The 26,548-nt window shown below is 69.7% G+C and carries 30 protein-coding genes, 1 tRNA gene and 1 riboswitch; of the genes, 23 read left to right on the top strand and 8 right to left on the bottom strand.

Annotated features, from left to right (window positions below):
* Positions 1–30: 30 nt before the first annotated feature.
* Positions 31–948 carry an SGNH/GDSL hydrolase family protein gene (locus ACYVHG_RS10960; protein WP_461167466.1) on the top strand — a complete coding sequence of 306 codons (918 nt, stop codon included), beginning with the start codon at positions 31–33 and terminating at the stop codon, positions 946–948.
* Between the two features lie 86 nt (positions 949–1,034).
* Here ACYVHG_RS10960 and ACYVHG_RS10955 read toward each other — a convergent pair whose 3' ends face one another.
* From ACYVHG_RS10955 to ACYVHG_RS10945, 3 genes are all read right to left on the bottom strand, one after another.
* Entirely contained in the window at positions 1,035–1,937 is a 903-nt protein-coding gene (locus ACYVHG_RS10955; protein WP_461167465.1) for a Bax inhibitor-1/YccA family protein, read from the bottom strand.
* Between the two features lie 125 nt (positions 1,938–2,062).
* Entirely contained in the window at positions 2,063–2,599 is a 537-nt protein-coding gene (locus ACYVHG_RS10950; RefSeq protein ID WP_461167464.1) for a Clp protease N-terminal domain-containing protein, read from the bottom strand.
* Between the two features lie 25 nt (positions 2,600–2,624).
* Positions 2,625–2,831 (bottom strand): RNA polymerase subunit sigma-70, encoded by a 207-nt coding sequence (locus ACYVHG_RS10945; RefSeq protein WP_461167463.1) that lies wholly within the window; start codon positions 2,829–2,831, stop codon positions 2,625–2,627.
* Between the two features lie 85 nt (positions 2,832–2,916).
* Here ACYVHG_RS10945 and ACYVHG_RS10940 point away from each other — a divergent pair.
* The 6 genes from ACYVHG_RS10940 (at position 2,917) to ACYVHG_RS10915 (ending at position 6,865) form a co-directional block, all read left to right on the top strand.
* Positions 2,917–2,993: transfer RNA gene (locus ACYVHG_RS10940), tRNA-Leu, on the top strand.
* 84 nt (positions 2,994–3,077) lie between these two features.
* Complete coding sequence (locus ACYVHG_RS10935; RefSeq protein ID WP_461167462.1) at positions 3,078–4,292, top strand: DUF418 domain-containing protein; 1,215 nt, start codon at positions 3,078–3,080, stop codon at positions 4,290–4,292.
* A gap of 51 nt (positions 4,293–4,343) precedes the next feature.
* Positions 4,344–4,985, top strand: coding sequence for a response regulator (locus tag ACYVHG_RS10930; protein WP_461167461.1), 642 nt, complete (start codon positions 4,344–4,346; stop codon positions 4,983–4,985).
* On the top strand, positions 4,982–6,109 hold the full coding sequence (locus tag ACYVHG_RS10925; RefSeq protein WP_461167460.1) for a sensor histidine kinase: 1,128 nt from the start codon (positions 4,982–4,984) through the stop codon (positions 6,107–6,109). The genes ACYVHG_RS10930 and ACYVHG_RS10925 overlap by 4 nt, the downstream gene beginning before the upstream one ends.
* A gap of 34 nt (positions 6,110–6,143) precedes the next feature.
* The gene (locus ACYVHG_RS10920; RefSeq protein WP_461167459.1) at positions 6,144–6,434 is read left to right on the top strand and encodes a hypothetical protein; all 291 of its coding nucleotides are present in this window, start codon (positions 6,144–6,146) and stop codon (positions 6,432–6,434) included.
* 36 nt (positions 6,435–6,470) lie between these two features.
* A riboswitch (guanidine-III (ykkC-III) riboswitch) is annotated at positions 6,471–6,533 on the top strand.
* A 17-nt stretch (positions 6,534–6,550) separates the two neighbouring features.
* Positions 6,551–6,865, top strand: a complete 315-nt coding sequence (locus ACYVHG_RS10915) for a DMT family transporter (protein WP_461167458.1) — start codon at positions 6,551–6,553, stop codon at positions 6,863–6,865.
* A 14-nt stretch (positions 6,866–6,879) separates the two neighbouring features.
* Here the strand turns inward: ACYVHG_RS10915 and ACYVHG_RS10910 are convergent, their stop codons facing one another.
* From ACYVHG_RS10910 to eno, 5 genes are all read right to left on the bottom strand, one after another.
* Positions 6,880–7,161, bottom strand: coding sequence for a hypothetical protein (locus ACYVHG_RS10910; protein WP_461167457.1), 282 nt, complete (start codon positions 7,159–7,161; stop codon positions 6,880–6,882).
* Between the two features lie 90 nt (positions 7,162–7,251).
* The gene (locus ACYVHG_RS10905; RefSeq protein WP_461167456.1) at positions 7,252–8,247 is read right to left on the bottom strand and encodes a Ppx/GppA phosphatase family protein; all 996 of its coding nucleotides are present in this window, start codon (positions 8,245–8,247) and stop codon (positions 7,252–7,254) included.
* On the bottom strand, positions 8,244–8,780 hold the full coding sequence (locus ACYVHG_RS10900; RefSeq protein ID WP_461167455.1) for a DUF501 domain-containing protein: 537 nt from the start codon (positions 8,778–8,780) through the stop codon (positions 8,244–8,246). The genes ACYVHG_RS10905 and ACYVHG_RS10900 overlap by 4 nt, the downstream gene beginning before the upstream one ends.
* Positions 8,780–9,199 carry an FtsB family cell division protein gene (locus ACYVHG_RS10895; RefSeq protein WP_461167454.1) on the bottom strand — a complete coding sequence of 140 codons (420 nt, stop codon included), beginning with the start codon at positions 9,197–9,199 and terminating at the stop codon, positions 8,780–8,782. The genes ACYVHG_RS10900 and ACYVHG_RS10895 overlap by 1 nt, the downstream gene beginning before the upstream one ends.
* Before the next feature lie 23 nt (positions 9,200–9,222).
* Positions 9,223–10,506 (bottom strand): phosphopyruvate hydratase, encoded by a 1,284-nt coding sequence (eno, locus tag ACYVHG_RS10890; protein ID WP_461167453.1) that lies wholly within the window; start codon positions 10,504–10,506, stop codon positions 9,223–9,225.
* Between the two features lie 141 nt (positions 10,507–10,647).
* Here eno and ACYVHG_RS10885 point away from each other — a divergent pair, with 141 nt between their 5' ends.
* The 16 genes from ACYVHG_RS10885 (at position 10,648) to ACYVHG_RS10810 (ending at position 26,542) form a co-directional block, all read left to right on the top strand.
* The gene (locus ACYVHG_RS10885) at positions 10,648–11,040 is read left to right on the top strand and encodes a hypothetical protein (RefSeq protein ID WP_461167452.1); all 393 of its coding nucleotides are present in this window, start codon (positions 10,648–10,650) and stop codon (positions 11,038–11,040) included.
* 146 nt (positions 11,041–11,186) lie between these two features.
* Positions 11,187–11,549 (top strand): NADH-quinone oxidoreductase subunit A, encoded by a 363-nt coding sequence (locus tag ACYVHG_RS10880; RefSeq protein ID WP_461167451.1) that lies wholly within the window; start codon positions 11,187–11,189, stop codon positions 11,547–11,549.
* Positions 11,540–12,094, top strand: coding sequence for a NuoB/complex I 20 kDa subunit family protein (locus ACYVHG_RS10875; RefSeq protein ID WP_461167450.1), 555 nt, complete (start codon positions 11,540–11,542; stop codon positions 12,092–12,094). The genes ACYVHG_RS10880 and ACYVHG_RS10875 overlap by 10 nt, the downstream gene beginning before the upstream one ends.
* Complete coding sequence (locus ACYVHG_RS10870) at positions 12,091–12,810, top strand: NADH-quinone oxidoreductase subunit C (RefSeq protein WP_461167449.1); 720 nt, start codon at positions 12,091–12,093, stop codon at positions 12,808–12,810. Before ACYVHG_RS10875 ends, ACYVHG_RS10870 begins: the two co-directional genes overlap by 4 nt.
* Positions 12,811–12,836: 26 nt before the next feature.
* Positions 12,837–14,096, top strand: a complete 1,260-nt coding sequence (locus ACYVHG_RS10865; RefSeq protein ID WP_461167651.1) for an NADH-quinone oxidoreductase subunit D — start codon at positions 12,837–12,839, stop codon at positions 14,094–14,096.
* Positions 14,093–14,836 carry an NADH-quinone oxidoreductase subunit NuoE gene (gene nuoE, locus ACYVHG_RS10860; protein ID WP_461167448.1) on the top strand — a complete coding sequence of 248 codons (744 nt, stop codon included), beginning with the start codon at positions 14,093–14,095 and terminating at the stop codon, positions 14,834–14,836. Before ACYVHG_RS10865 ends, nuoE begins: the two co-directional genes overlap by 4 nt.
* Complete coding sequence (nuoF, locus tag ACYVHG_RS10855; RefSeq protein WP_461167447.1) at positions 14,833–16,179, top strand: NADH-quinone oxidoreductase subunit NuoF; 1,347 nt, start codon at positions 14,833–14,835, stop codon at positions 16,177–16,179. Before nuoE ends, nuoF begins: the two co-directional genes overlap by 4 nt.
* The gene (locus ACYVHG_RS10850) at positions 16,176–18,542 is read left to right on the top strand and encodes an NADH-quinone oxidoreductase subunit G (protein WP_461167446.1); all 2,367 of its coding nucleotides are present in this window, start codon (positions 16,176–16,178) and stop codon (positions 18,540–18,542) included. Before nuoF ends, ACYVHG_RS10850 begins: the two co-directional genes overlap by 4 nt.
* Positions 18,539–19,858 carry an NADH-quinone oxidoreductase subunit NuoH gene (nuoH, locus tag ACYVHG_RS10845; protein ID WP_461167445.1) on the top strand — a complete coding sequence of 440 codons (1,320 nt, stop codon included), beginning with the start codon at positions 18,539–18,541 and terminating at the stop codon, positions 19,856–19,858. The genes ACYVHG_RS10850 and nuoH overlap by 4 nt, the downstream gene beginning before the upstream one ends.
* A complete protein-coding gene (gene nuoI, locus ACYVHG_RS10840; protein WP_461167444.1) occupies positions 19,851–20,354 on the top strand; it encodes an NADH-quinone oxidoreductase subunit NuoI in 504 nt (167 codons plus the stop codon). The genes nuoH and nuoI overlap by 8 nt, the downstream gene beginning before the upstream one ends.
* On the top strand, positions 20,351–21,160 hold the full coding sequence (locus ACYVHG_RS10835; RefSeq protein WP_461167443.1) for an NADH-quinone oxidoreductase subunit J: 810 nt from the start codon (positions 20,351–20,353) through the stop codon (positions 21,158–21,160). Before nuoI ends, ACYVHG_RS10835 begins: the two co-directional genes overlap by 4 nt.
* Entirely contained in the window at positions 21,157–21,456 is a 300-nt protein-coding gene (nuoK, locus tag ACYVHG_RS10830) for an NADH-quinone oxidoreductase subunit NuoK (protein ID WP_461167442.1), read from the top strand. Before ACYVHG_RS10835 ends, nuoK begins: the two co-directional genes overlap by 4 nt.
* 2 nt (positions 21,457–21,458) lie before the next feature.
* On the top strand, positions 21,459–23,336 hold the full coding sequence (nuoL, locus tag ACYVHG_RS10825) for an NADH-quinone oxidoreductase subunit L (protein WP_461167441.1): 1,878 nt from the start codon (positions 21,459–21,461) through the stop codon (positions 23,334–23,336).
* Complete coding sequence (locus ACYVHG_RS10820; protein ID WP_461167440.1) at positions 23,333–24,790, top strand: NADH-quinone oxidoreductase subunit M; 1,458 nt, start codon at positions 23,333–23,335, stop codon at positions 24,788–24,790. The genes nuoL and ACYVHG_RS10820 overlap by 4 nt, the downstream gene beginning before the upstream one ends.
* Positions 24,787–26,232 (top strand): NADH-quinone oxidoreductase subunit NuoN, encoded by a 1,446-nt coding sequence (gene nuoN, locus ACYVHG_RS10815; RefSeq protein ID WP_461167439.1) that lies wholly within the window; start codon positions 24,787–24,789, stop codon positions 26,230–26,232. Before ACYVHG_RS10820 ends, nuoN begins: the two co-directional genes overlap by 4 nt.
* A 25-nt stretch (positions 26,233–26,257) precedes the next feature.
* Positions 26,258–26,542: a hypothetical protein gene (locus ACYVHG_RS10810; protein ID WP_461167438.1), complete on the top strand. Its 285-nt coding sequence runs from the start codon at positions 26,258–26,260 to the stop codon at positions 26,540–26,542.
* The last annotated feature ends 6 nt before the right edge of the window (positions 26,543–26,548 follow it).

The raw sequence follows: 26,548 nt of genomic DNA, 5'->3' as shown, positions 1-26,548 counted from the left end.
GTCCGTGCGGACCCGGCTAGATTGGTAGTCATGGGGTTCTCCCGACGCCGCATCGCCCGTGACGCCCTGTACACATCGGCTGCCGCCGCAGGTGGCGCGGGGGCCACGTGGGGCGCCTACGCCTTCCTCAACCGGCAGGCGCGGACCGCGCGCACCGTCATCCCGCACCGCACCGACAAGGCCCCGTCGAAGGACGGCGTCTACCTGCCCGGCAGCGCGGATGTACGCCGGCCCGGGCCGTCGCATCCGGCGGACGTGAGCTTGATGGTCTTCGGCGATTCCACTGCGGCGGGCCTCGGGGTCGACGATGCCGAGCACACCCCGGGCGTGCTGCTCGCGCGCGGGCTGGTGGCCGAGACAGGGAAGTCGGTGCGGCTTGCGGTGAAGGCGATAGTGGGGGCGACGTCGAAGGGACTCGCCGGCCAGATCGAGGCGGCGATCGTCGCGGGTCAGATCCCCGATGTGGGAGTGATCATCGTGGGCGCGAACGATGTGACGGCGCTCAACGGCATCGAGACCTCGGCGCGCCGGCTGGGGGCCGCAGTCGCTCAGTTGCGGGGCGCGGGCGCCGAGGTGATCGTGGGCACCTGCCCGGACATCGGTGTGGTCCACGCGATCCCGCAGCCCTTGCGGTCGGTGATCCGCAGTTACGGCCTGCGGTTGGCGGCGCGCCAGCGGGCGCACGTGAGCGCTGCGGGCGGGCATCCGGTGCCCTTCGCCGACACGCTGGCCCCGGAGTTCCTGGAGGCGCCGGAGACGATGTTCTCCCCGGACAACTTCCATCCTTCGGCAGCGGGGTACGAGCTCGCCGCGAAGCTGCTGCTGCCGGAGGTCCTGGCGGCACTCGGTGAATGGCACGGTCCACTCCCCTCGCCGCCGGAGATCTCCGAGGCCGCGGACTCCCACGGGATCACGGCGCGGGTGCTGCGGACGTTGCGCCGACGCTGAGCGCCGCGGGCACCGCGTTCGGTGCTACCGCCTCCGTATACGCCGAACGCCCCGCTGGTGCAGCGGGGCGTTCGGTGTGGATCGTGTTAGTCGTTGCTGTAGAAGTAGCTCAGCAGACGCAGGATCTCGACGTACAGCCACACCAGGGTGACGGTCAGGCCCAGGGCCACGCCCCACGCGGCCTTGGACGGTGCACCGGCGCGGATCAGCTGATCGGCCTGGTCGAAGTCCAGCAGGAAGCTGAACGCCGCGATCGCGATGGAGACCAGCGAGAAGATGATCGCGATGGTGCCGCCGTCGCGCAGCGGGTTGGTCGAGCCGCCGGTCAGCAGTGCGATCACCATGTTGCCCAGTGCCAGCACCACGACGCCGATCATGGCGGCGAAGAGCATGCGGGTGAAGCGCGGGGTGACGCGGATCGCGCCGGTCTTGTAGACCACCAGCATGCCGATGAACACGCCGATCGAGGCCAGCACGGCCTGCCCGATCAGCGCGCCGGCGCTGACGCCCTGCACCATGAAGTTGGCGAAGACGAACGAGATCGAGCCGACGAACAGGCCTTCCAACGCCGCGTACGCGAGCACGATGGCGGGGTTGTCCTGCTTGCGGCCGAAGCTGGCGATCATGACCAGCGCGAAACCGCCGATTCCGCCGACCAGCATCAGCGGGGTCGCCAGGCCCGGGTTCATCGAGACCAGCGCGTAGGCACCGATCGCGAAGACGATGAGCAGCCCCAGCGTGGAGGCGGTCTTGGTGACCACGTCGTCGATGGTCATGGCCCGCGAGCCGGTGCCCTGCTGGTAGGGGGCTTGCGGCTGCTGGAACTGGTTGAACTGCATGCCCTGGGCGGCGCCGGCTGCACCCATGCCCATGGTGGTCGCCTGGTTGAAGCCGCCCTGCTGCCCGAAGCCCGGTTGGCCGGCAGGCGCGCCGGACTGGCGGGTCTCCTTGGACAGCCCGCGGAAGATCGGGTTGCTGCTCTCGCGCACAGTGGGGTCCTTTCCCTGGTCGTGCACCTACTAGCCGTACAACGAACGCGACCGTCCCGGAGTTCCCGGAAGGACCCGTCCTTTAGGAACAGCTTAAACAATCACCGGCGAGCGTGCAGAACCGTTCAGGCGGCCGGCCGGTCCAGCAGGCCGTGGAGGCGACGGCGCAGTTCGTCGCGGGGGATCACCGCCTCGACGGCGGCGAGCGATTCGTCGTCGCCGGCAGCGAGCACACCGAGCAGGACGTGCGTTCCGTCGATGGTGCGGTCCTTACGGTCGGCGGCCTCGCGCAGCGCCAGTTTCAGGGAGGTCTTGGCGCCGGGCCCGAAGGCGATGTTGCCGGTGCGCAGCCGCTTGCGAACGGGTCGCAGGATGTCGAAGCCGAATCGCTGCGAGACCGAATCGGCGATCGCCACGATGTCGATGCCGATCCCTTTGAGGTCTTCGGCGTCCTGATCGGTGATCACACGCTCGGCGCGGTCCCGGACGGCGTCACCGGTGAGCCCGACCTCGGCCAGTTCCGCCGCGAGGGCGCCGTCCGCGGTTTCCAGGACACCGAGCAACAGGTGGACGGGGTTGATCCGGTCGGCGCCGGTGTCGCGGGCCTCCTCCTGCGAGGCGACCACCGCCATGCGGGCGCGTTTGGTGAAACGATCGAACATGGTGACCTTCCTTTCAGCTTTCCGGCTATCTGCCGTATTTCTTGTGCACCGCCTGCCGGCTGACCGCGAGGTGTTCGGCGATCTCCTGCCAGGACCATCCGAGGTTCCTGGCGTTGGCCACTTGAACGGCCTCGAGTTGGTCGGCCAGTTTGCGCAGTGCCACGACGGCCCGGAGTCCCTGGGACGGGTCCTCCGACGCCGCCGATCCGACGAGGGTGGGTGGTGAGCTCACATCCGTCAATCTACGTTGACACTCTGAGCCTGTCAACCTTCGTTGACAGTTTTCGGTTACGGGTCGCGCGCTACGCTGCACCCGCGCCCCTATAGCCCAATTGGCAGAGGCAGCGGACTTAAAATCCGCGCAGTGTCGGTTCGAGTCCGACTGGGGGCACCACACGCGGATTCCAGCCACTTGGCGGGTGGTTTACGGCCGGGTCACCGGTACCGCATCGGGGCGGGACGCCGAAGGATCGAGAGCATGAGTCACGTAACTCCACTCTTTCCCGTCTCCGAGTCGGCACCGCCGGGTCCCGGTCGCCGATTGGCCGCGCTCGATGTGCTGCGCGGCATCGCAATCCTGGGCACCTTGGCGTCGAACATCTGGATCTTCACCGCCGCCGCCCAGGATCCCGCGGATCGCGGTCGCGATCTCTCCGGGTTCGCCCAGTGGTTCCCCAACGGGAAGTTCCTGGGCCTGTTGACCATCATGTTCGGCATCGGGCTGGCGATCCAGCACGGTTCCGCGGTGCGCCGGGGCAAGCGCTGGCCGGGGAAGTACCCCATCCGCTGCCTGTTGCTGTTCCTCGACGGGATCCTGAACTACATCCTGGTCGTGCAGTTCGACGTCCTGCGGGCCTACGCCGTGGTCGCGTTCGTGGTGGCCTTCCTGGTGCTGTTCGCGGACCGCTTCCAGATCTGGTTCGCCGCGCTGTTCATGGCGGTGCACATCGGCTACATGGCCATGCTGAGCTTCCGCCCGCCGACCTTCGGCGACACGCGAGGTGATCGCCCCAGGCCCCCGGCCGGACCGGAGGACCAGGTGGCGGGCATCGTCGACCAGGCCGACCCGGCGCAGGTGGGCTGGTGGGAGTCCGTGCTGGTCAATCTCCGGAACTTCCCCGACGCACTGAAGGTGAACGCCGAGTTCACCACGGTGGTGTTCATGGCCGCCGCACTGTTCCTGGTGGGCGGCCTGCTCTACCGGCACGGGCTGTTCGAGGCGCACCGGCGCAAGCTCCGCTACATCCTGATGGCCGTGGGATTCGGCATCGCACTCCCGCTCGACTTCGTGGCCTCGCAGTTCCTGGGCGGAGACCACAGCCATTGGGCGCGTTACTTCTTCGCCTGGGGCGTGTCCTTCGCGCTGCTGGCCCTGGTCGCCGAGTACGCACTGCGCCGGGAGTTCGGGTGGATGGGGCGCACCGTCTCGCTGGTCGGGCGGATGGCGCTGAGCTGCTACCTGTTGCAGAACATCCTCGGCGTGATCGGCTCGCGGTTGATCTTCAACCAGACCTGGTTCACGCAGATGAGCTACCTCACCGCCACCACAGTGGCCATGGTGTCGATCTCGGCCATCCTGATCGTGTTCTCGTGGCTGTGGCTGCGCCGCTTCGACCGCGGGCCGGCTGAGATGCTGTGGCAGCGCATGTACGCCTTCCTGGCGCGGGAGAAGACCCCGGCGACCGTGCGATAGGAAGATGGGCAGCAGGCACCGGCGCGCAGCGCCGTACAACCGGAGGTAGTGATGGTACGGGTCGTCGTGGTCGACGATGAGGCGCTGGTCCGCCGCGGATTCGAGTTGATGCTCGGCCACGCCCCGGACATCGACGTGGTGGCCGCGGTTTCCGGGGGTCAGGCCGAGCAGGTGGTCGAGCGCGAGCGGCCCGACCTGGTGCTGCTCGACATCCGGATGCCCGATGTCGACGGCCTGACCCTGCTGGACCGGTTCACCGCCATGCCCGAGCCGCCGGTGGTCGCCATGCTCACCACCTTCGACTCCGACGAGTACGTTGCCCAGGCCCTGCGCCGCGGTGCGCAGGGCTTCCTGGTCAAGGACACCGACCCCGAGCAATTGGTGCAGATGGTCCGCGCTCTGGCCGAACGGAGCACCGTGTTCTCCGCCGACATCGCCGCACAGGTGGTCAGCGGGTTCCTCGGCGGCCGGGTGGTCGAGCCCCTGGGCACCGATCAGCTCTCCGCCCGGGAACGCGAGATCCTGGTGCTGCTGGCGGAGGGCCTGACCAACGTGGAGATCGGCCGCACCGTGCACCTGAGCGTGGGCACCGTCAAGGACCACGTCAGCACCGTGCTGGCCAAGCTGGGAGTGGCGAACCGGGTGCAGGCCGCGCTCATCGCGCAGCGGGCCGGGCTGCTGGACGAGCGATGAACAGCCTCGTCCCCCGGCTCGTCCCCTGGCTCCGCCGAATCGGGCCCGAGGTCCTGGTGCTCCTAGCGGTACTCGCCGACGTCTGGATCCTTCGGGAAGGAGCCGGCGTCGAGTTCGACGTCCTGGCGGTGATCGTGCTGATCTCGATCCCGCTGCGGAACCGGCTGCCGCTACCGGTGTGCGCGATCGCCGTCGTCGCGGCGTTCGCGAACCTGATCGCCGCACCGGTGCTCGCGGTGTACACCGTGGCCCTGCACTTCCGCCGGCTGGCCGTCCCCGCAGCGTCCGCAGCGGTGATGATCGTGGCGTTCTGGTATTCGTCGGCCGCCACCCTGATCGCCGACGGTGCCGTTCCGTCGCCGCGCGAGGCGGTCTTCGTGATCGGGTACAGCCTGGCTGCCGCAGGCGCCCCGTTCGCGCTCGGGAGGTTGGTGCGCGCCCGCCGGGAGATCGCTGCCCAGCTCACCGAGCTCGAGCAGTCGCACGACGAACAGCGCCGGCTGCACGAGACCACGGTGCTGGCCCGTGAACGGGCCCAGTTGGCGCGTGAGATGCACGATGTGGTCTCGCACCAGGTGAGCCTGATCGCCGTCGAAGCCGGCGCCCTGCAGGTCACCACGGCCGATTCCGCGGCTGAGGCATCGGCTCGTTCCATTCGCGGCCTGGCGGTGAGCACCCTGGAGGAACTGCGCCAGATGGTCGGTGTGCTGCGCGCCTCCGGCAGCCACCCGAACGGCCTGTCCCCGCAGCCCACCGCACGGGACATCCCGGCCCTGCTGAGGGACAGCGGCGTCCGGGTGCGATTGCACGGCCACCTCCCCGAGGACACCAGTGCCGCGATCGCCCGCGCGGTCTACCGCACGGTCCAGGAGGCGCTGACCAACGTCCGCAAGCACGCCCCCGGGGCAGCGGCGACGGTGCGGATCAGCCCCTCGGCACGCGAGCTGACGGTGAGCATCGAGAACGACGCCTCCCAGCGCGTGGCTCTGGACCTGCCCGGATCGAAAGTGGGGCTGCTGGGACTGCGTGAACGCGCCGAGAACCTCGGCGGTTCGCTGGAGGCCGGGCCCACCGGCACGGGTGGCTTCCGCGTCGCACTCACCGTCCCCCATCGAGTCACCTGAGAACGCACGAACCCGACGCACGGAGGAAGCAACGATGAGCACCGCACAACGGGCGCAGCACTACCAGGGCCTCCTGGAACAGGCGCACGCCGAGTACACCGCGGCCAGTTCCGCTACCGGCACACCCGATCTGACCCGGCTCAACGCTCTCGCGGCGGAACTGGCCGAGTACTACGCCGAGCAGTGGGGACGCGACCGCGACACCCCCGGCACCCCGCGGCCAGGGGCCTGTCCGACCTCCCTGTACTGCGAGGACTGCGTCTTCGAACTGCTCGGTGACATGGCCGATCTGATCGACGCATCGGGCGCACAGCGCAGCTGGTAGCCACGCGCGAGGCCACCGCCGGCGGGGTCGGGTATCCTCGGGGCGTACCACGACATCCGGACGAGGCTCACCGTACCCGGCCTGCAAAGACGGTGTGAACCAAGGAGGTTCGCGTCATGGCATGGATCGTTCTGGTCGTCTCCGGCATCTTGGAGGCGGTGTGGGCCACCGCGCTCGGCAGATCAGCGGGATTCACCAAACTGGCTCCGTCGATGGTCTTCCTGGTGGCCCTGGTCGCCAGCATGGCCGGTCTCGCGTATGCGATGCGCGAACTGCCCGTGGGCACGTCCTACGCCATCTGGGTGGGGATCGGGGCCACGCTCACCGTCGTCTACGCCATGGCCACCGGCCAGGAGAGCGCATCGCTGGTCAAGATCCTGTGCATCCTGGCCATCGTGGGCGGCGTGATCGGGCTGAAACTGGCCCACTGACCGGCCCAGCCGGGTCAGGCCGCGCGCGCAGCCACCTTGCCGGACGGATCCACCACCTGGCCGACCACGCCGTGCCGCGCCTGCGCGCGTGCCACCGCTGCGTCCCACTGCTCCGGATCGGTCACATCGGCGACCATCACGTACACGTCGCCCGAGAGCACCGCGACCACGTCGCGGAATGTCGCTCCCACTGCCGTCACCGCGGTTCCCGCCTGCGTGAGTTCACCGACGAGCCGCGCGGTGGCGTCCGTTCCGTCCAGCACCACGATGGCGCTCGATGCAGTCGTGTTCTCCATTGCGGAACTCCCTTCGCCGACTGCGGTAGACATTAGGATACGAAACCTTCTGCTGCAGTGTCAGGAGGCGGTGAGTTCGTCAACAGTGCGTTAATTCTCCGCGACGGGCCCGCCGTCGGATTCGGCGAGTGTCGGCCCAGCGAGCTCAAGGGCCACACCGTCGAGAATGTCGTGCTCGGAGACCACCAGTTCAGTGACCCCCACCGCGGTCAGGGCCTGCGCGAGGGCGATCACCACCAGGGCTCCCCCGCCGATCACGTCCGCACGACCGGGGTGCATCGGCCCCAGTTCCAGCCGTTGCGCCGCACTCATGGCCACCAGTCGCCGACACAGATCGGTCAATTCCCCCAGCGACACCCGTGAACCGTGGATCAGCGCCGGGTCGTAGTCGCTCAACCCGTGCGCGAGCGCAGCGAGCGTGGTGAAGGTGCCCGCCACCCCGATCCAGGTGCGCACCCCGTCGAGCGGAACCCGCCTGATCGCCTCGTCGATGCCGGCGGTGATCGCCGCCTGTGCCACGGCCACTTCGGCATCGGTCGGCGGGTCGGAGTGCAGGGCGCGCTCGGTGATCCGCACACAGCCGATGTCCGCGGAGAAGGCGCGCTCGACGGTGCCGCCGGATCCCACGACGAGCTCCGTCGAACCGCCGCCGAGGTCCACCACGAGGACCGGATCGGTGGCCGCCAGGCCCGCGGTGGCTCCGCGGTACGACAGCGCAGCCTCCTCGGTCCCCTCGATCACCTCGGCCTGCGCGCCCGGGGTGATCCGGCCCAGTTCGGTTGCCGTGAGGGCGAAGAACTCGTCGCGGTTGGCGGCGTCGCGGGCCGCCGAGGTGGCGACCATCCGCACCGCGGTCACGCCGAGTTCGAGGGCGAGATCGACGTAGTCGTGCAATGCCACCCGGACCCGGTCGAGGGCCTCGGCGGCGAACTCGCCGGTCGCGTCGACGCCCTGCCCCAGCCGGACGATCCGCATCTGACGGTGTAGTTCGACCAGCCCGTCCGCCTCCACCCGGGAGACCAGTAGGCGAATACTGTTGGTGCCGCAGTCGATCGCGGCGACGACCACCCGGTCGGGTGCGCTCACTCGCCGCCCCAGGGGAACTGCGCACGGGGCCATTCGGCCGGGATGGCAGTGCCCCGCAGCCCGGCCTCCGCAGCGAGCGCGACCGCCTCGTCGCCGAGCGTCACCACACCGGGGCCCTCGGCCAGGGCATAGGCGATCAGCACGTGCAGGCACTTGACCCGGTCCGGCATTCCGCCACCGGTGAAGTCGGTGCCCAAGTCCTCCAGGGCGTTCCGCTCGCGCAGGTACCGCTGATGCGCATCTCGGTAGTTCTGCGCCACCGTCTCGTCGGAGGCCAGCAGGGCCTCCATCGCGCGCATCACTCCGGCACTCTCCTGCCGGCTGGCCTCCGCGGTCAGCCGCGGATCGGTGAGGTAGTACAGCGTCGGGAAAGGGGTGCCGTCGGGCAGGCGCGGCGCGGTCTTCACCACCGCCGGTTCGCCGTCCGGCGTGCGGTAGGCCACGGCCAGGACACCGCGCGGTTCACGGCCGAGCTGCTGCGCGACCCGGTCGAGGTCGGCGGCGGCCACTGCATTCTCCGAGTTCGCGCTCATCAGTGCGGGACCGCGATCGTGCGCCAGACATTGGTGTACCAGGGGTTCTGCTTGGCCTGCTCGGCCTGCACCTGCTCCGGGGTCGGTGCCGGAGCCCCCGGCACCTGCACCCGGTAGGCGGTCTCACCGGGCATCACGTACTGCAACCGGATCCGGGCCTGTGCCTTGATGTACTCCGGATCCTCCTGCAGCCGGCGCTGTTCCTCCAGGCGCGCGATGTCGGCCTGCAGCCGGGCGTTCTCGGCCACCACCTTCTCCTCCCGGGCCTGCTCGGAGAGGTAGGTCCGAACCGGGACCGCCAGGGTCAGCGCCAGTACGCACAGCACCAGCAGCAGGACGACGGTACGCCCGGCTCCCCTCCCGTCCGAGCGGCCGTCGCCGCCGGACAGGGTGCGCACGAGGCGGGACCTGCTACTCACGCTCTGCTCCTCTCGAACCCGGTTCAGCTGTTGAACTCGAAGCGCGGGAACGCGGTGTCGCCGGCGTAACGCGCGGCATCACCGAGCTCCTCCTCGATACGCAGCAGCTGGTTGTACTTGGCGACGCGCTCGCTGCGGGCGGGCGCACCGGTCTTGATCTGGCCGCTGCCCACCGCGACGGCGAGGTCGGCGATGGTGGTGTCCTCGGTCTCACCCGAGCGGTGGCTCATCATGGTCTTGTAGCCGTTGTTGTGGGCCAGCGCCACGGCGTCGAGAGTCTCGGTCAGGGTGCCGATCTGGTTGACCTTCACCAGCAGCGCGTTCGCGGCACCGCGGGCGATGCCGTCCTCGAGACGCTCCGGGTTGGTGACGAACAGGTCGTCGCCGACCAGCTGAACCTTGTCGCCGATGGCGTCGGTGAGGTCGACCCAACCCTCCCAGTCGTCCTCCGAGAGCGGGTCCTCGATCGAGACCAGCGGGAACTCGCCGACCAGTCCGCGGTAGAACTCGGCCATCTCGGCGGCGCTGAGCACCTTGCCCTCGAAGGCGTAGCCCTGCTCACCGTAGAACTCGGTGGCGGCCACGTCGAGCGCGAGCGCGACGTCGGAGCCCAGCTTGAGGCCGGTCTTTCCGACGGCCTCGGAGATCAGGTCGAGCGCCTCGCGGGTTCCGGCGACCGACGGCGCGAAGCCGCCCTCGTCGCCCAGGCCGGTGCCCAGGCCCTTGCTCTTGAGCACCGACTTCAGCGCGTGATAGACCTCCGCGCCCCAGCGCAGCGACTCCTTGAAGGTCTCGGCGCCGATCGGCGCGACCATGAACTCCTGCACGTCGACGCCGCTGTCCGCGTGGGCGCCACCGTTGAGGATGTTCATCATCGGCACCGGGAGGATGTGCGCGTTCGGTCCGCCCAGGTAGCGGAACAGCGGCAGCGCCGCCGACTCGGCAGCGGCCTTCGAGGCGGCCAGCGAGACTCCGAGCAGTGCGTTGGCGCCGAGCCGGCTCTTGTCGGGGGTGCCGTCCAGGTCGAGCAGGGTCTGGTCGATGATCCGCTGTTCGTCGGCGGGGATGCCGATCACCTCGGGGGCGATGACGTCGAGAACGCCCTCAACCGCCTTCTCCACGCCCTTGCCCAGGTAGCGGTCGCCGCCGTCGCGCAGCTCCACCGCCTCGTGCTCACCGGTCGATGCACCCGAGGGAACGGCCGCGCGGGCGAAGCTGCCGTCGGCGAGAACGATCTCCACCTCCACCGTGGGGTTACCGCGGGAGTCGAGGATCTCGCGGGCGCCTACCTGGATGATTTCGGACACGGTCTCTCCTTATGCACTGGCCGAGCTCGGGGGCAACTCACCCGCCAGCCTAGTGCCCGCCCGCCGGGGCGCGAAGCCCGGCGCGCGGACCGGCCGCACGAACCGCCTGACTTCGAGCGCCCTCCTCCTTATGGTGGGGACATGACCGGCGCAGCACCGCTCGTCCTGGTGTACAGCTCGAACGCGCGGCACCGCGCGGAGATCGTCGCCGCCCTGGGCTCGCGCCCGGCTGCCGGCGGACCCGTGATCGAGATCGTGCAGGCGGCCACCGCACCGTCGGTCCTGGCGCTGCTCGCCGCCGATCCGTTCGCGCTGGCGGTGCTCGACGGCGAATCGTCCCCGGTCGGCGGGCTCGGCCTGGCCCGTCAAGTCCGGGACGAGGTGGATCCGTGCCCGCCCCTGCTGGTGATCACTGCGCGCAGCGCCGACGCCTGGTTGGCACGGTGGTCCCATGCCGACGCGTCGGTGAGTCACCCCCTGGACCCGTTCGAGCTGGCCGCCGCAGCGGCCCGGTTGCTCACACCCGCACCCTGACCGACACGCTCCCCGGAATTTGCCACGATCCGGACCCGCACCCCCACCGCACACCTATAGTTGTGGTGTAGCTCACAACGTGATTCGGGGAATCTAACCGGCTCTCCCGGCTGGGTTTTCGGACACCCCGCGGAAGGAGCGTCGCCGTGAACCTGTACGTACCCATCCTGGTACTGGGTGCGATCGCCGCCGCTTTCGCCGTGTTCTCGGTGGGTGTCGCCCGGTTCGTCGGTCCCCGCCGGCCGGGTCGCGCCAAGCTCGAGGCCTACGAGTGCGGTATCGACCCGTCCCCCGCTCCCGCCTCCGGTGGCGGACGGTTCCCGGTCAAGTTCTACCTGACCGCCATGTTGTTCATCATCTTCGACATCGAGATCGTCTTCCTCTATCCGTGGGCCGTGCATTTCGACGTCCTGGGCACCTACGGGCTGCTCGTGATGGCCCTGTTCCTGCTGAACGTCACGGTCGCCTACGTCTACGAGTGGCGGCGAGGCGGGCTGGCATGGGGCTAGAGGACAAGGTTCCCGGCGGCTTCCTACTGTCGACGCTCGAGGTCGTCGCCGGATACGCGCGCAAGGGCTCGCTGTGGCCGGCCACGTTCGGGCTGGCGTGCTGCGCGATCGAGATGATGGCCACCACCGGCCCGCGGTTCGACATCGCCCGGTTCGGGATGGAGGCCTTCCGCGCCTCACCGCGCCAGGCCGATCTGATGATCGTGGCCGGTCGGGTCAGCCAGAAGATGGCACCGGTCCTGCGGCAGGTCTACGACCAGATGGCGGAACCGAAATGGGTTCTGGCTATGGGCGTCTGCGCCAGCTCGGGCGGCATGTTCAACAACTACGCCATCGTTCAGGGCGTTGACCACGTGGTCCCGGTGGACATCTACCTGCCCGGCTGCCCACCCCGGCCGGAGATGCTGCTCAACGCGCTCATCGCCCTGCACGAGAAGGTCGCGCAGACCCCGATGGGGGTCAACCGCGAACAGGCCCGCCGGGCCGCGGAGGAGGCGGCGATGGCCGCCCGGCCCACCATCGAACTCAAAGGCCTGCTGCGATGACGGACTCACCCGATCTCCCCGAGCCGGGGGCGGCCGTGGAACCGGTGTCGCCGCCGGAGGTGGTCCGCACCCGCACCGGCATGTTCGGTGCGGGCACCGGCGACACCTCCGGGTACGGGCGGATCCGCCGATCCGTCGTGATGCCCGGCCCGGGCGCCGAGCCCGTGCCCGAGGGGTACCGGGGCGTGCTGGAGGACCTGCGCTCGGCCCTCGAACGGCCCGGCGATGGGCCGCCGTTCACCACGATGGTGCGGTCGGTGACCTGCTATCGCGGCGAGGTGACCCTGCGGGTGGCGCGCGAGCACCTGGTCGCGGTCGCACGAGCGCTGCGGGACGAGCCCGCGTTGCGGTTCGAGATGTGCCTGGGTACCTCCGGGGTGCATTTCCCGGAGGATCCGGACGCCGAGTTGCGGGCGGTGACGCACCTGCGGTCGATCACCCACTCCCGCACGCTGCGGCTCGAGACCTCGTGCCCGGACACCGATCCGCATGTGCCGTCCCTGTTCTCGGTGTACCCGACGGTGGATTGGCACGAGCGGGAGACCTTCGACTTCTTCGGGATCGTCTTCGACGATCACCCCTCACTCACCCGGATCGAGATGCCCGACGACTGGGACGGTCACCCGCAGCGCAAGGATTACCCGCTCGGCGGTATCGGGGTGCAGTTCCACGGCGCCGAGGTCGCCGCACCCGACACTCGGAGGTCGTACCCGTGACCACCGGATTCACCGAGTTCACCGCGATGGGAGCGGATTGGGACGAGATCGCCGCCGAGGCGCTCGGACGTGAGCGGATCGTGGTGAACATGGGCCCGCAGCATCCGTCCACGCACGGGGTGCTGCGCCTGATCCTGGAGCTCGACGGTGAGACGGTCACCGAGGCGCGGTGCGGAATCGGCTTCCTGCACACCGGCATCGAGAAGAACCTCGAACACCGGAACTGGACGCAGGGCACCACCTTCGTCACCCGCATGGACTACCTGGCGCCGCTGTTCAACGAAACCGCCTACTGCCTGGCGGTCGAGAAGCTGTTGGGGATCACCGAGCGGATCCCCGAACGCGCCACCGTGATCCGGGTACTGATGATGGAGCTCAACCGGATCACCAGTCATCTGGTGGCACTGGCCACCGGCGGAATGGAGTTGGGCGCGGTCTCCCCGATGCTCAGGGGATTCGAGATCCGCGAGCAGATCCTGGACGTCTTCGAGACCATCACCGGCCTGCGGATGAACCACGCCTTCATCCGGCCCGGCGGTCTCGCTGCGGACCTGCCGGACGAGGCAGTGCCGCAGATCCGAGCACTGCTGACGTTGCTACCGCCACAGCTCGACGCGATGGCGTCGATGCTGACCTCGAACCCGATCTGGATCTCCCGCACCAAGGACGTCGGTTACCTGGACCTGACCGGCGCCATGGCTCTCGGCATCACCGGACCGGTGCTGCGCAGCACCGGCCTGCCGCACGACCTGCGCCGCGACGATCCGTACTGCGGCTACCAGGACTACGAGTTCGACGTGATCACCGACACCGGATGCGACTGCTACGGCCGGTATCTCATCCGGGTACTGGAGATGACGCAGTCACTGCGGATCGTGGAGCAGTGCCTGGAGCGCCTGCGGCCGGGACCGGTGATGGTGGACGACGCCGGGCTCGGCTGGCCGGCCGACCTGTCCGTGGGGCCGGACGGGCTGGGCAACTCGCGCGAACACATCGCCGAGATCATGGGCGATTCGATGGAATCACTCATCCATCACTTCAAGCTGGTCACCGAGGGCTTCGCGGTGCCGCCCGGGCAGGTGGCGGTGTCGGTGGAGGCTCCGCGGGGCGAGTTGCTGGTGCACGCGGTCAGCGACGGCGGCACCCGTCCGTACCGGGTGCACTTCCGCGACCCGTCGTTCACGAATCTGCAGGCAGTGGCAGCGATGTGCGAGGGCGGCATGGTCTCGGACGTGATCGCCGCCGTCGCCAGCATCGACCCGGTGATGGGAGGCGTCGACCGATGAGTGATCCGACCGATCTGGAGCTGGGTCCGATGTTCGGCGCCCGGGCACAGGAGTCGGTACAGCTGTACCGGCCGGGCGCCCGCACCGAGTACCCGCCGCAGGTGGTGCAGCGATTGGAGGACGATGCCGCAGTGCTGATCGCCCGGTATCCCCAGGCCCGTTCCGCGCTGCTACCACTGCTTCACCTGGTGCAGTCCGAGGACGGCTACATCACCCCCGCCGGAATCGAGTTCTGCGCCCGCACACTGGACCTCACCACAGCAGATGTCATCTCGGTGGCCACCTTCTACTCGATGTACCGGCGTGGTCCCACCGGCGACTACCTGGTGGGTGTGTGCACCAACACGCTGTGTGCGGTCCTCGGCGGCGATGCGATCCTGGATTCGCTGTGCGAGCACCTCGATGTGCAGCCGGGGGGCACCACCGCCGACGGCACCGTCACCGTCGAGCGGATCGAGTGCAACGCGGCCTGTGATTACGCACCGGTGGTCATGGTGAACTGGGAGTTCTTCGACGATCAGACCGTCGCCGGTGCCCGCGACCTGGTCGATGCCTTGCGCGCCGGACGGCCACCGTCGCCCTCCCGCGGCGCGCCGCTGGGTACTTTCCGCGAGACGTCCCGGCTGCTAGCCGGATTCGACGACGAACGCCCCGGTGCGGTCTCGGCGTCCGGTGCCGGCGGGGCGCCGACGACGGCCGGCCTGCGGGCCGCCCCGCATCCACCGCAGGTGCGGCCGTGAGCGGGCAGCTGACCCCGGTCCTGTCGGCGCACTGGGGCGACCCCGAGCCGTGGACGCTGACCGGGTACCTGGCTGCGGGCGGCTACACCGGTCTCGAACGCGCACTGTCCATGACGCCCGACGAGGTGATCGAGGTGGTCAAGGACTCCGGTCTGCGCGGTCGCGGAGGCGCCGGCTTCCCCACCGGCCTGAAATGGAGTTTCATCCCGCAGTTGCGGGCCGGCGAGGAGCCCAAGCCGGGCGCCGACAAGCCGCACTACCTGGTGGTGAACGCGGACGAGTCCGAGCCCGGCACCTGCAAGGACATGCCGCTGATGTTCGCGAGCCCGCACACGCTGATCGAGGGCGCGATCATCGCGGGCTACGCCATCCGGGCGGAGCGCGCCTTCATCTACGTCCGCGGCGAGGTGCTGGGCGTGCAGCGCAGGTTGCGGGCCGCCGTCGCCGAGGCGCGCGCCGCCGGCTACCTGGGCGCACCGTTGGGGCCGAACGGCTTCCGGCTGGATCTGGTGGTGCACGGCGGCGCCGGAGCGTACATCTGCGGTGAGGAGACGGCGCTGCTCGACTCACTGGAGGGCCGGCGCGGGCAGCCCCGTCTGCGTCCGCCGTTCCCCGCGGTGGCGGGCCTGTACGCGTGCCCGACCTGTGTGAACAACGTCGAGTCCATCGCCAGTGTCCCGGCGATCCTGGACAACGGTCCGCAGTGGTTCCGTTCGATGGGCACCGAGAAGTCCCCCGGCTTCACGCTGTACTCGCTGTCCGGGCACGTGGCCCGTCCCGGACAGTACGAGGCCGCTCTGGGGATCACGCTGCGGGAACTGCTGGAGCTCGCCGGTGGGGTGCGGCCCGGCCACCGGCTCAAGTTCTGGACACCGGGCGGCTCGTCGACCCCGCTGCTCACACCGGAGCACCTGGACCTGCCCCTGGATTACGACTCGGTGGCCGCCGCGGGTTCGATGCTGGGCACCAAGGCCCTCCAGGTCTTCGACGAGACCACCTGCGTGGTGCGTGCGGTACTGCGCTGGCTGGAGTTCTACGCGCACGAATCGTGCGGCAAGTGCACCCCGTGCCGGGAAGGGACGTACTGGCTGGTGCGGCTGCTGCGCCGGCTGGAACAGGGCGAGGGCCGAGCGGAGGATCTGAGCACCCTGACGGACGTGGCCGACGGCGTTCTCGGAAAGGCCTTCTGTGCGCTCGGCGACGGCGCGGCGAGTCCGATCATGAGTTCGCTCGAGCACTTCCGGGACGAGTACATCCGGCACATCACCGAAGCCGGCTGCCCGTTCGATCCGGTCGCGTCGATGCGGGAGGCACCGGTGGCATCCTCGGGAGGTCCGCGATGACGCCGGAACCGGTCCACGCCAGCATCGATGGGATCGAGATCGAGGTCCCACCGGGAACTCTGGTGATCCGCGCCGCGGAGCAGCTGGGCATCGCCATACCCCGGTTCTGTGATCATCCGCTGCTCGCCCCGGCGGGCGCGTGCCGGCAGTGCCTGGTGGACGTCGAGGGCCAGCGCAAGCCGCTGGCATCCTGCACAACCACGGTCACCGAAGGCATGGTGGTGCGCACCCAGGCCACCTCCGCGATCGCCGCCGGCGCGCAGCGCAGCGTGATGGAGCTGCTGTTGGTGAACCATCCACTGGATTGCCCGGTGTGCGACAAGGGCGGTGAGTGCCCGCTGCAGAACCAGGCGATGTCAGCCGGCCGGCCGCAGTCCCGTTTCCCGGCGGCCGATAAGCGCACCTATCCGAAGCCGATCCCGATCTCGGCGGAAGTGGTGCTGGACCGGGAGCGGTGCGTGCTGTGCGCCCGCTGCACCCGGTTCGCCGACGAGATCGCCGGGGACGATTTCATCGAGTTGCTCGACCGAGGCGCGGCACAGCAGGTGGGCACCGCCGGTGACCAGCCGCTCGACTCCTACTTCTCCGGCAACACGGTGCAGATCTGTCCGGTGGGCGCCCTCACCGGCACCGCGTACCGATTCCGGGCCAGGCCCTTCGATCTGACGTCCACCCCGTCGGCGTGTGAGCACTGCGCGAGCGGTTGCAGCCTGCGGGTCGATCACCGTCGAGGCACGGTACTGCGTCGCCTGGCCGGGGACGACCCGGACGTCAATGAGGAGTGGAACTGCGACAAGGGGCGGTGGGCGTTCACCTACGCCACCGCAGCGGACCGGCTGACCGGTCCGCTGATCCGCAGCGCCGACGGTGCGCTGACCCCGGCGTCGTGGCCGGAGGCCGTCGCGGCCGCCGCGAAAGGACTCGCGGGTGGGCCGGCAGCGGTACTGGCCGGGGGCCGCGGCACCGTCGAGGACCTGTACGCCTACTCGGCCTTCGCGCGGGTGGCCCTGGGCAGCAACGACGTCGACTTCCGCATCCGCGCGCACAGCGCCGAGGAGCAGAGGTTCCTGGCATCCGGCGCGGCGGGCGGGGTGACCTACGCCGATCTGGATCGGGCGAGGACGGTTCTGCTCGCCGGCTTCGAGCCGGAGGAGGAATCACCGATCGTCCACCTGCGGCTGCGGAAGGCGGTGCGCTCGGGGGGTACGCGGGTGCTCTCGATCGCGCCGCTGCGCTCCCGCGGTCTGTCCCGGCTGAGCGGCACCCTGCTGCCCTGCCCTCCCGGCTCGGAGGCGCATGCCCTCGCCGATCCGGAGCTGGCCGCACAGCTCACAGACGGCGCAGTGATCCTGGCCGGGGAACGGCTGGCTGAGGCGCCGGGGGCGCTGGCCGCCGCGGCTCGGCTCGCCCGCGGTACCGGTGCGCGGCTGGCGTGGATCCCCCGGCGCGCCGGGGAACCGGGGGCGGTACTCGCCGGTGCGCTACCGGCGCTGCTGCCCGGCGGCCGGTCGGTGGGCGACGCCGGGCACCGCCGGGAGGTGGAGCGGCACTGGGGCGCTGCGGTACCCGCCGTGCCGGGACGTGAGACCTCGGCGATCCTCGCGGCCGCTGTGTCGGGTGAGCTGACCGCACTGGTGTGCGGGGCCGTCGATATCGGCGACCTGCCGGATCCCCGGGACGCTCGCCGTGCCCTCGACACCGCCTTCGTGGTGAGCCTGGAACAGCGCGCGTCCGAGGTGACCGACCGCGCCGATGTGGTGCTCCCGGTGGCCACCGTCGCGCAGCGCGCCGGCACCTTTCTCGACTGGGAGGGGCGGCCCCGCCGGTTCCGGGCGGCACTGCCCTCGCCGGGCGCCGCAGCCGATGCACGGGTGCTCGCGATGCTCGCCAGGGCCATGCACGCCGATCTCGGTTTCACCGACTCCGACGGTGCCGCCCGCGCCCTGGAGGGACTGGGCGGACCTGCGTGCGCCGCCGCCGCTGCACCTGCCGGGCCACCGGACCCGGTGACGGACCCGGCGGAGCGGGAACCGGGACTCGCACCCGGGCCCGGTGAAGCACTGTTGGCCACCTGGCGGCACCTGCTGGACCTGGGCCGGGGGCAGGACGGTGAGCCGAACCTCGCGGCCACCGCACGGCCGCCGGTGGCCCGGATGTCGGCGGCGACCGCGGACGAGATCGCCGCGACCGACGGCGAACCGGTCACCGTCCGCACTGACCGCGGTGCGATCACGCTGCCACTCGTGGTGACCGACATGCCGCACCGGGTGGTGTGGCTGCCACGGAACTCGCCGGGGAGCACGGTGTCCGAGAGCCTCGGCGCCGGATGGGGCGCGCTGGTGCGGATCGAGGCCCACCGATGAACGCGCCGGCCGCGCCCCGTCTGCCGGTGGACCTGTCCGCGTTCGGTCACGATCCGTGGTGGCTGATCCTGGCGAAAGCGGTGGCGGTGTTCGCCTTCCTGGTGCTGACGGTGCTCTCCGCGATCCTGATCGAACGCAAGGTCATGGCCCGGATGCAGCACCGCTACGGTCCGAACCGGCTGGGGCCGTTCGGTATTCTGCAGTCCCTCGCCGACGGGATCAAGCTGGCGCTCAAGGAGGGCATCACCCCGTCCGGGGTCGACAAGCCGGTGTACCTGTTGGCGCCGGTCGTCGCCACCGTCCCGGCGTTCCTGGCGTTCGCGGTGATCCCGTTCGGTCCGCAGGTCTCGGTGTTCGGCACCCGAACCCCGTTGCAACTGACCGATCTTCCGGTGGCCGTGCTCTATCTTCTGGCGGTCACCAGCATCGGGGTGTACGGCATCGTCCTGGCCGGCTGGTCGTCCGGGTCGACGTATCCCCTGCTCGGCGGTCTGCGCTCGACGGCGCAGGTGATCAGTTACGAGGTGGCGATGGGTCTTTCCCTGGCCGCGGTCTTCCTGTACGCGGGCACCATGGCCACGTCGGGGATCGTCGCCGCGCAGCAGAACACATGGTACGTCTTCCTGCTGTTGCCCTCGTTCGTGGTGTACCTGGTGTCGATGGTCGGTGAGACCAACCGGGCCCCGTTCGACCTCCCCGAGGCCGAAGGGGAACTGGTGGGCGGCTTCCACACCGAGTACAGCTCATTGAAGTTCGCCATGTTCATGCTCGCCGAATACGTGAACATGACCACTGTCTCGGCACTGGCCGTCACTCTGTTCCTGGGTGGATGGCACGCGCCGTGGCCGGTCGGCGTGATCAGCGGCGCGAACACCGGATGGTGGCCGGTGCTGTGGTTCACCGCGAAGGTGTGGGTGCTGCTGTTCGGTTTCATCTGGCTGCGCACCACCTTGCCACGGCTGCGGTACGACCAGTTCATGCGGTTCGGATGGCAGGTGCTGATCCCCACTGCGCTGGCGTGGGTCCTGGTCGTGGGTGCGGTTCGGGCGTGGGCGCTGGCCGGGCATTCGACGACGCTTCTCGCCCCGGCGGTCTCGGCCGCGTTCACCACCGCGGTGCTGGCGGTGCTGGTGCTGCGGCACCGCCGGCAGCGAGCGAGCGGCCCGAGCCGCGACCCGGATCCGCAGTCCTACTCCGTGCCCTTCGACCCGATGGCCGGGGGGTTCCCGGTGCCACCGCTTCCGGGGCAGTACCTACCGGAGTCCACGCGGGCGCCCCTGCCGCGCGGAACGAAGAAGGAGGCCACTCATGGCTGATCCGCTCGGGCTCGCCGGTTTCGGCGTGACCCTGCGCACCATGTTCAGCAAACCGGTGACGGAGCAGTACCCGGAGCAGAAGGAGCCCACGGCGCCGCGTTACCACGGCCGGCACCAGCTCAACCGGTACGCCGACGGCCTGGAGAAGTGCATCGGGTGCGAGCTGTGCGCGTGGAGCTGCCCCGCGGACGCGATCTACGTCGAGGGCGCCGATAACACCGAGCAACGGCGCTATTCGCCCGGCGAACGCTACGGACGGGTGTACCAGATCAACTACCTGCGGTGCATCGGATGCGGCCTGTGCGTGGAGGCGTGTCCCACCCGGGCACTGACGATGACCAACGACTACGAGATGGCCGACGGTGACCGCGCCGCCCTGATCTACGACAAGGACGACCTGCTGGCCCCCTTACACGAGGGCGAGGAGCCGCCACCGCACCCGCTGCGCGAGGGGCTCACCGCCGCGGACTACTACCGGGGGGAGGTGGATTCGTGACCGGGGAGCAGATCACGTTCGCGGTGGTGGCGGTTCCGGCGGTGCTGTTCGCACTCGGCGTGGTACTGGCGTCGAAGGCGGTCTACTCCGCACTGTGCCTGGCGGCCACCATGATCCTGTTGGCCGTCGCCTACCTGGCTCAGGGCGCGATGTTCCTGGGTGTGGTGCAGGTGGTGGTGTACACCGGCGCCGTCATGATGCTGTTCCTGTTCGTGGTGATGCTGGTGGGCGTGGACGCCTCGGACTCCCTGGTGGAGACACTGCGCGGGCACCGCATCGCGGCGGCAGTGGCCGGCCTCGGATTCGGGATGCTGATGGTCGGACTGATCGCCCGTGCGTCACTGCCCGGCCGGCCGTTGCAGGCGGGCCCGTCGACCGGTTCGGCCCCCTTCCCGTCCCATGACGGGTACCCACCGAACTCCGTCGAAGCCCTGGCGGAGACCGTCTTCGTCAGGTTCCTGTGGACCTTCGAGCTGACCGCGGCACTGCTGATCACGGCCACGCTCGGCGCGATGATCCTCGCTCATCGCGAGCGGCTGGAGGCGGCACTGTCCCAGCGGGAACGGTCGATCCTGCGGTTCCGGGAGGGACGGCGCGCCACACCTCTGCCGAACCCCGGGGTGTACGCGCTCGGCAACGCCGTCGACCTGCCCGCTCTGCTGCCGGACGGTTCTCCCGCCCCTGACTCGGTGAACCACACTCTCGCGCCGCGGGTGCCCGGGCAGCGACGGGCACTGCCCGACCGTCCGCCGACGCTCGACGACGAGGCACCGTCGGCGGTGCGACGGGGCGGAGGTCCGGCGTGAATCCGCACCTGTACCTGTACCTGGCCGCCCTGCTGTTCTCCATCGGTGCGGCCGGTGTGCTGCTGCGCCGCAACGCCATCGTGGTGTTCATGTGCGTGGAGCTGATGCTCAACGCGGCGAACCTCGCGCTGGTCACCGCGGGCCGGATGCACGCCGTCCCACAGGGACAGGTGCTCGCGTTCTTCACCATGGTGGTCGCGGCCGCCGAGGTGGTGGTGGGGCTGGCGATCATCATCGCCATCTTCCGGGTGCGACGGTCGGTGTCCGTCGACGAGCCTCATCTGCTGAGGCGGTGACGGTGACCGGACTGCTCGCGGCTCTGCCGCTGATCCCCCTCGCCGGAGCGGCGCTGCTCCTGCTCGGCGGCCGACGGATCGACCGGGTCGGCCCGCTGCTGGGCACCGTCGCCGCGGCTGCGTCGTTCGTGGTCGCGGCAGCGTCCTTCCTCGCGCTCACCGCGCGGGATCCCGCTGACAGGTCCGTGGATGTGGTTCTCCGCCACTGGTTCACCGGCGGTGGGTGGTCGGTGGATCTGGCACTGCGGCTGGACCAGTTGTCGGTGTGCTTCGCACTGCTGATCACCGGCGTGGGCACGCTGATCCACGTCTACTCGATCGGTTACATGGCAGGCGATCCCGCCCGGCGCAGATTCTTCGGCTACCTGAACCTGTTCCTCGGCGCGATGCTGATACTGGTGCTCGCCGGCGATCTGGTGGTGCTCTACCTGGGCTGGGAGGGCGTGGGCCTGGCCTCGTACCTGCTGATCGGCTTCTGGCAGCACAAGCGCTCTGCGGCGACTGCTGCGCGGAAGGCGTTCGTGGTCAACCGGGTCGGCGATATCGGGCTGGCACTGGCGGTCGCGGTCACCGTCACCACGTTCGGCACCACCACGTTCACCGAGTTCCTCCCCCGGGCCGGCGCGGCCGGCGAGGGCACGCTCACCTGGCTGGGCCTGTTGCTCCTGCTGGCGGCGTGCGCGAAGTCGGCGCAGGTGCCGTTGCAGAGCTGGCTCGGCGACGCCATGGAGGGGCCGACGCCGGTGTCCGCGCTGATCCACGCCGCGACCATGGTGACCGCCGGGGTGTACCTGCTGGTGCGCACCGGCCCGGTGTTCGAAGCCGCCCCGGTGGCGCAGGCCTTCGTGCTCGGGGTGGGTACGGTGACGATACTGTTCGGTGCCGTCATCGGTTGTGCGAAGGACGACATCAAGAAGGCGCTCGCGGCGTCGACCATGAGCCAGATCGGGTACATGGTGCTGGCCGCCGGACTGGGGCCGGCCGGGTACGCGCTGGCGATCGCGCACCTGCTGGCGCACGGCTGCTTCAAGGCGGGGCTGTTCCTGGGCGCCGGATCGGTGATGCACGGCATGGACGACGAGACCGACATGCGCCGCTACGGGGGCCTGCGCTCGGCGATGCCGGTCACCGCGGTCACCTTCGGCCTGGGATATCTGGCGATCATCGGGGTCCCGCCACTGTCGGGCTTCTTCACCAAGGACGGGATCATCGAGGCGGCCCTCGGCCGCGGCGGTCCGACGGGGATCGTGCTCGGCGCCGTCGGCGTGCTCGGTGCGGCGATCACCGGCTACTACATGACCCGGGTGATGGTGATGACCTTCTTCGGCGAGCCTCGCTGGCAGGAGGGCACGCATCCGCACGAGTCTCCCGCGGTCATGACGGCCCCGATGGTCGTGCTCGCGATCGGCAGCATCGGCGCGGGTGCGCTGCTCGTGCTCGGTGGACGTCTCGCCGAGTTCCTCGCGCCCGCAGTCGGGTCCGCGCCGCCGGCGCACCACCTGCTCCCCGTGTGGGCGGTGACGGCGCTGGTCGTCGGGGCGGTGGCGATCGGTGTCGTGGTGGCGGTGCGCACCACCGCGGTCGTGCCGCGCACCGCACCGTCGACAGTCAGTGCGGTGACCCGAGCGGCGCGGCGCGACCTGTACGGCGACGCGGTCAACGAGGCGGTGTTCATGCGTCCCGGACAGCGGCTCACCTCGGCACTGGTGGCCGTCGAGACTCGGGGCGTCGACGGCGCCGTCGACGCGCTCGGTCCGGGTGTCGGCGGCGCGTCGGTGCTACTGCGCCGCTGGCAGAGCGGTTACGCACGCAGCTACGCGCTGACCATGTTGGCGGGTACCGCCGTGTTGATCGGCGCCGCGGCGGTGTGGCTGTCATGACCGTCGCATGGCTGACCCTGCTGTGGCTGCTGCCGGCGGCCGGCGCCGTCGTCGCGGCGGCGCTGCCGCGGATGGCCCGGTGGACCGGATCCGTCACCGCACTGGGCGCGCTGGCGATCAGTGTCGGATTGGCGGTGGCCTTCGATCCGGCAAGCGGCTTCCAGTTCGTCGAATCCCGGCAGTGGATACCGTCGTTCGGCGCCGGCTATCGGCTCGGGCTCGACGGCACGGCGCTGGTGCTGGTGCTGCTCACCACCGCGCTGGTGCCGGTGCTGCTGCTCGCCCAGCGGGAGCGGTCGGCCGGGTACACCGCGCTCACGCTCGCCGTGCAGTCACTGGTGCTGTTGAGCTTCGTCACCACCGACGTCCTGCTGTTCTACCTGGTCTTCGAGGCCATGCTGATCCCGCTGTACCTCTTGCTGAACGGTTTCGGCGGCACCGGCAGCGAGCGCCGGGTCCGGACCAGGGCGGCGGTGAAGTTCCTGCTGTACAACCTCGCCGGTGGTCTGGTGATGCTCTCGGCGGTGATCGCGCTGTACCGGGTGGCCGGCACCTTCGACCTGCGCGTGCTGCTCGACGGTGCCCGGCCCGGTCCGGGCACCGCACAGGACCTGATCTTCCTGGGCTTCATGGTGGCCTTCGCGGTGAAAGCGCCGCTGTGGCCACTGCACACCTGGCTGCCCGGCGCGGCGGTGCAGACCACACCGCCGACGGCGGTGCTGATGATGGCGGTGGTGGACAAGGTGGGAACGTTCGCCATGCTGCGCTACTGCCTGACCCTGTTCCCGGATGCCGCAGCGCGATTCGCGCCGTGGGTGGCGGGCCTGGCGGTGGTGGGCATCGTCTACGGGGCGATCCTGGCGATCGGGCAGAGCGATGTGATGGCCCTGATCGCGTACACCTCGATCAGTCATTTCGGTTTCATCATCCTGGGGATCTTCGCGCGGACACCGGATTCCCAGGCGGGTTCGGTGCTGTACATGGTCAATCACGGGGTGGCCACCGCCGCCCTGTTCCTCACCGCCGGGTACCTGGTCGCGCGACGCGGCAGCCGGCGGATCGAGGACTTCGGCGGAGTGTGGTCGCGGGCACCGCGTTTCGGGGCGGTCTTCCTGATCGCCGGGCTGGCGACGTTGTCGCTGCCCGGTCTCGGACCGTTCGTGTCCGAATTACTGGTGGTGGTGGGCACCTACCCGCGGTGGGCGGTGGCCGCGATCGTCGCGGTGACCGCGCTGGTGCTCTCGGCGCTGTACGTGCTGTGGACCTACCAGCGGATGTTCACCGGTCCGGTGTCCGAGCCCGTCGAGCGCACCGTCGACGACGCCCGGGGGCGAGAGCTGGTGGTGCTGGTACCGCTGATCGTCGCACTGCTGGGCCTGGGCGTGTTCCCCGGTCCGGCGCTCGATGTGATCGGCCCCGCGGTGGCACCGACCACCACGGAGGTGACGCGATGAACCCCTCGATCGAGTACGCGCAGGTCGCGCCGACGCTGATCGTGTTCGGTGCCGCGGTCGCCGGTGTCCTGGTGGAGGCGTTCGCTCCGGCGCGCATGCGTACCGTCGTCCACGGGGTGCTGGGCGGCGGCGCGGTGGTGGCGGCGCTGGTCTGCGTGATCGTGCTGGCACGCTCCGACGGTGCCGCCCGGGCCGTGCTCGCGGGCTCGGTCGCGGTGGACGGTCTGGCGCTGGCCCTCCAGGGGCTGCTGCTGGCGTCGGCGATCCCGGCGATCGCGCTGATGGTGGCCCGCAATGAGGCTCTGACGCACACCGAGGCGGTGCCGCTGACACTGTTCGCACTCGGCGGGATGATGGCCTTCGTCTCCGCGCAGGACCTGTTGACGCTGTTCGTGGCGTTGGAGGTGTTCTCGCTACCGCTGTACCTGATGTGCGCGCTGGCGCGCCGCCGCGGACTGTTGCCGTTGGAAGCGGCGCTGAAGTACTTCCTGCTGGGCGCCTTCAGCTCGGCGATCCTGCTCTTCGGGATAGCTCTGCGATTCGCCTCCACCGGCGTGGTGGCACTGGACGGTGTGCCGCAGGACATGGTGCTCGGGACCGCGGGTGCGGCGTTGATCGGGGTGGGGCTGCTGTTCAAAGTGGGTGCGGTGCCGTTTCATTCGTGGGTGCCGGACGTGTACCAGGGAGCGCCCACACCGGTGACCGCATTCATGGCCGCGGCCACGAAAATCGCGGCGGTCGGGGTGCTGCTGCGGCTGGTGCTGGTGGGTTTCGGCGAGGTCCCGTGGCGTCCGGTGGTGGCGACGGTGGCGGTGCTGAGTGTGGTGGCCGGATCGGTCATGGCGCTCACCCAGTCCGACGTGAAGCGGTTGTTGGCGTACTCGGCGATCGCGCACACCGGTTTCCTACTGATCGGGGTGTTCGCGGGCACCGTCCGCGGAGTGGGGGCGGTGTGCTTCTACCTCGCCGTCTACGGGTTGAGCACCGTCGGCGCGTTCGCGCTCGCGGGTGCGGTCCGCGATACCCGGCCCGACGGCGGCTCGGTGGAGGCCGGGGATCTGGCTCAGTGGGCGGGGCTCGGCCGGAGCCGTCCGGTGCTGGCGGCGGCGATGGCACTGTTCCTGTTGTCGCTGGCGGGCATTCCGCTGACCGCCGGTTTCACCGGGAAGTTCGCGGTGTTCTCGGCGGCGGCGGAGCGCGGCGGTGGGTGGCTGGTGGTGGTCGGTGTGCTCGCCAGTGCGGTGGCTGCGGCGTTCTACTTCCGGGTGCTGGCCGTGATGTACTTCGCGCCCGCGCCGGAGTTCGAGCCGGATGTGCCGCCGGTGGATCCGTTGACCGGTCTCACGATCGGGCTCGGCGTCGTCGTGGTGGTGGCGCTGGGGGTCTTCCCACAGCCGGCGCTCGATCTGTTCGGTGAGCTCACGGTGTTGGGGCTGCGGTGAGCGGCGGCACGTAGAATCGTAGGTCATGAGTGAGAAGCCGCTTCCGTTCAGCAACGGCCTGCAGTTGAAGTCGATGGGTGCCGTCCTGCTGCTGGTACTCGGCGTGCTGATCTGGCGGCTCACCGACGCCACGACCACCGGCGCCCGGGTGCTGATCGTCGCCGCGATCATCTTCGAGATCCTCTTCTTCGTGGGTCTGATCTACGCCAGCAAGTTGATCAAACGCCAGCACGACCGGGCGGAGGCCGCGTACCGGGCGCAGATCGCCGCGCAGGTCGAGGCGCAGAAGCAGCAGCCGGACCAGCAGTGAGTACTC

This window comes from Tsukamurella serpentis (assembly GCF_054780975.1).
Note: the sequence above shows the minus strand (reverse complement) of the source record. Positions and strands in the feature narration are given on the sequence as shown.

Coding starts and splice junctions, on each gene's coding strand:
- ACYVHG_RS10915 (WP_461167458.1), top strand. CDS start 6,551: ATGGCATGGATCGTTCTGGTCGTCTCCGGCATCTTGGAGGCGGTGTGG.
- ACYVHG_RS10820 (WP_461167440.1), top strand. CDS start 23,333: ATGACCGTCGCATGGCTGACCCTGCTGTGGCTGCTGCCGGCGGCCGGC.
- ACYVHG_RS10910 (WP_461167457.1), bottom strand. CDS start 7,161: ATGGAGAACACGACTGCATCGAGCGCCATCGTGGTGCTGGACGGAACG.
- ACYVHG_RS10950 (WP_461167464.1), bottom strand. CDS start 2,599: ATGTTCGATCGTTTCACCAAACGCGCCCGCATGGCGGTGGTCGCCTCG.
- nuoI (WP_461167444.1), top strand. CDS start 19,851: ATGGCTGATCCGCTCGGGCTCGCCGGTTTCGGCGTGACCCTGCGCACC.
- ACYVHG_RS10930 (WP_461167461.1), top strand. CDS start 4,344: ATGGTACGGGTCGTCGTGGTCGACGATGAGGCGCTGGTCCGCCGCGGA.
- nuoH (WP_461167445.1), top strand. CDS start 18,539: ATGAACGCGCCGGCCGCGCCCCGTCTGCCGGTGGACCTGTCCGCGTTC.
- nuoN (WP_461167439.1), top strand. CDS start 24,787: ATGAACCCCTCGATCGAGTACGCGCAGGTCGCGCCGACGCTGATCGTG.
- ACYVHG_RS10920 (WP_461167459.1), top strand. CDS start 6,144: ATGAGCACCGCACAACGGGCGCAGCACTACCAGGGCCTCCTGGAACAG.
- ACYVHG_RS10925 (WP_461167460.1), top strand. CDS start 4,982: ATGAACAGCCTCGTCCCCCGGCTCGTCCCCTGGCTCCGCCGAATCGGG.
- nuoE (WP_461167448.1), top strand. CDS start 14,093: ATGAGTGATCCGACCGATCTGGAGCTGGGTCCGATGTTCGGCGCCCGG.
- ACYVHG_RS10900 (WP_461167455.1), bottom strand. CDS start 8,780: ATGAGCGCGAACTCGGAGAATGCAGTGGCCGCCGCCGACCTCGACCGG.
- ACYVHG_RS10875 (WP_461167450.1), top strand. CDS start 11,540: ATGGGGCTAGAGGACAAGGTTCCCGGCGGCTTCCTACTGTCGACGCTC.
- ACYVHG_RS10810 (WP_461167438.1), top strand. CDS start 26,258: ATGAGTGAGAAGCCGCTTCCGTTCAGCAACGGCCTGCAGTTGAAGTCG.
- ACYVHG_RS10935 (WP_461167462.1), top strand. CDS start 3,078: ATGAGTCACGTAACTCCACTCTTTCCCGTCTCCGAGTCGGCACCGCCG.
- ACYVHG_RS10870 (WP_461167449.1), top strand. CDS start 12,091: ATGACGGACTCACCCGATCTCCCCGAGCCGGGGGCGGCCGTGGAACCG.
- ACYVHG_RS10865 (WP_461167651.1), top strand. CDS start 12,837: ATGGGAGCGGATTGGGACGAGATCGCCGCCGAGGCGCTCGGACGTGAG.
- ACYVHG_RS10850 (WP_461167446.1), top strand. CDS start 16,176: ATGACGCCGGAACCGGTCCACGCCAGCATCGATGGGATCGAGATCGAG.
- ACYVHG_RS10885 (WP_461167452.1), top strand. CDS start 10,648: ATGACCGGCGCAGCACCGCTCGTCCTGGTGTACAGCTCGAACGCGCGG.
- ACYVHG_RS10960 (WP_461167466.1), top strand. CDS start 31: ATGGGGTTCTCCCGACGCCGCATCGCCCGTGACGCCCTGTACACATCG.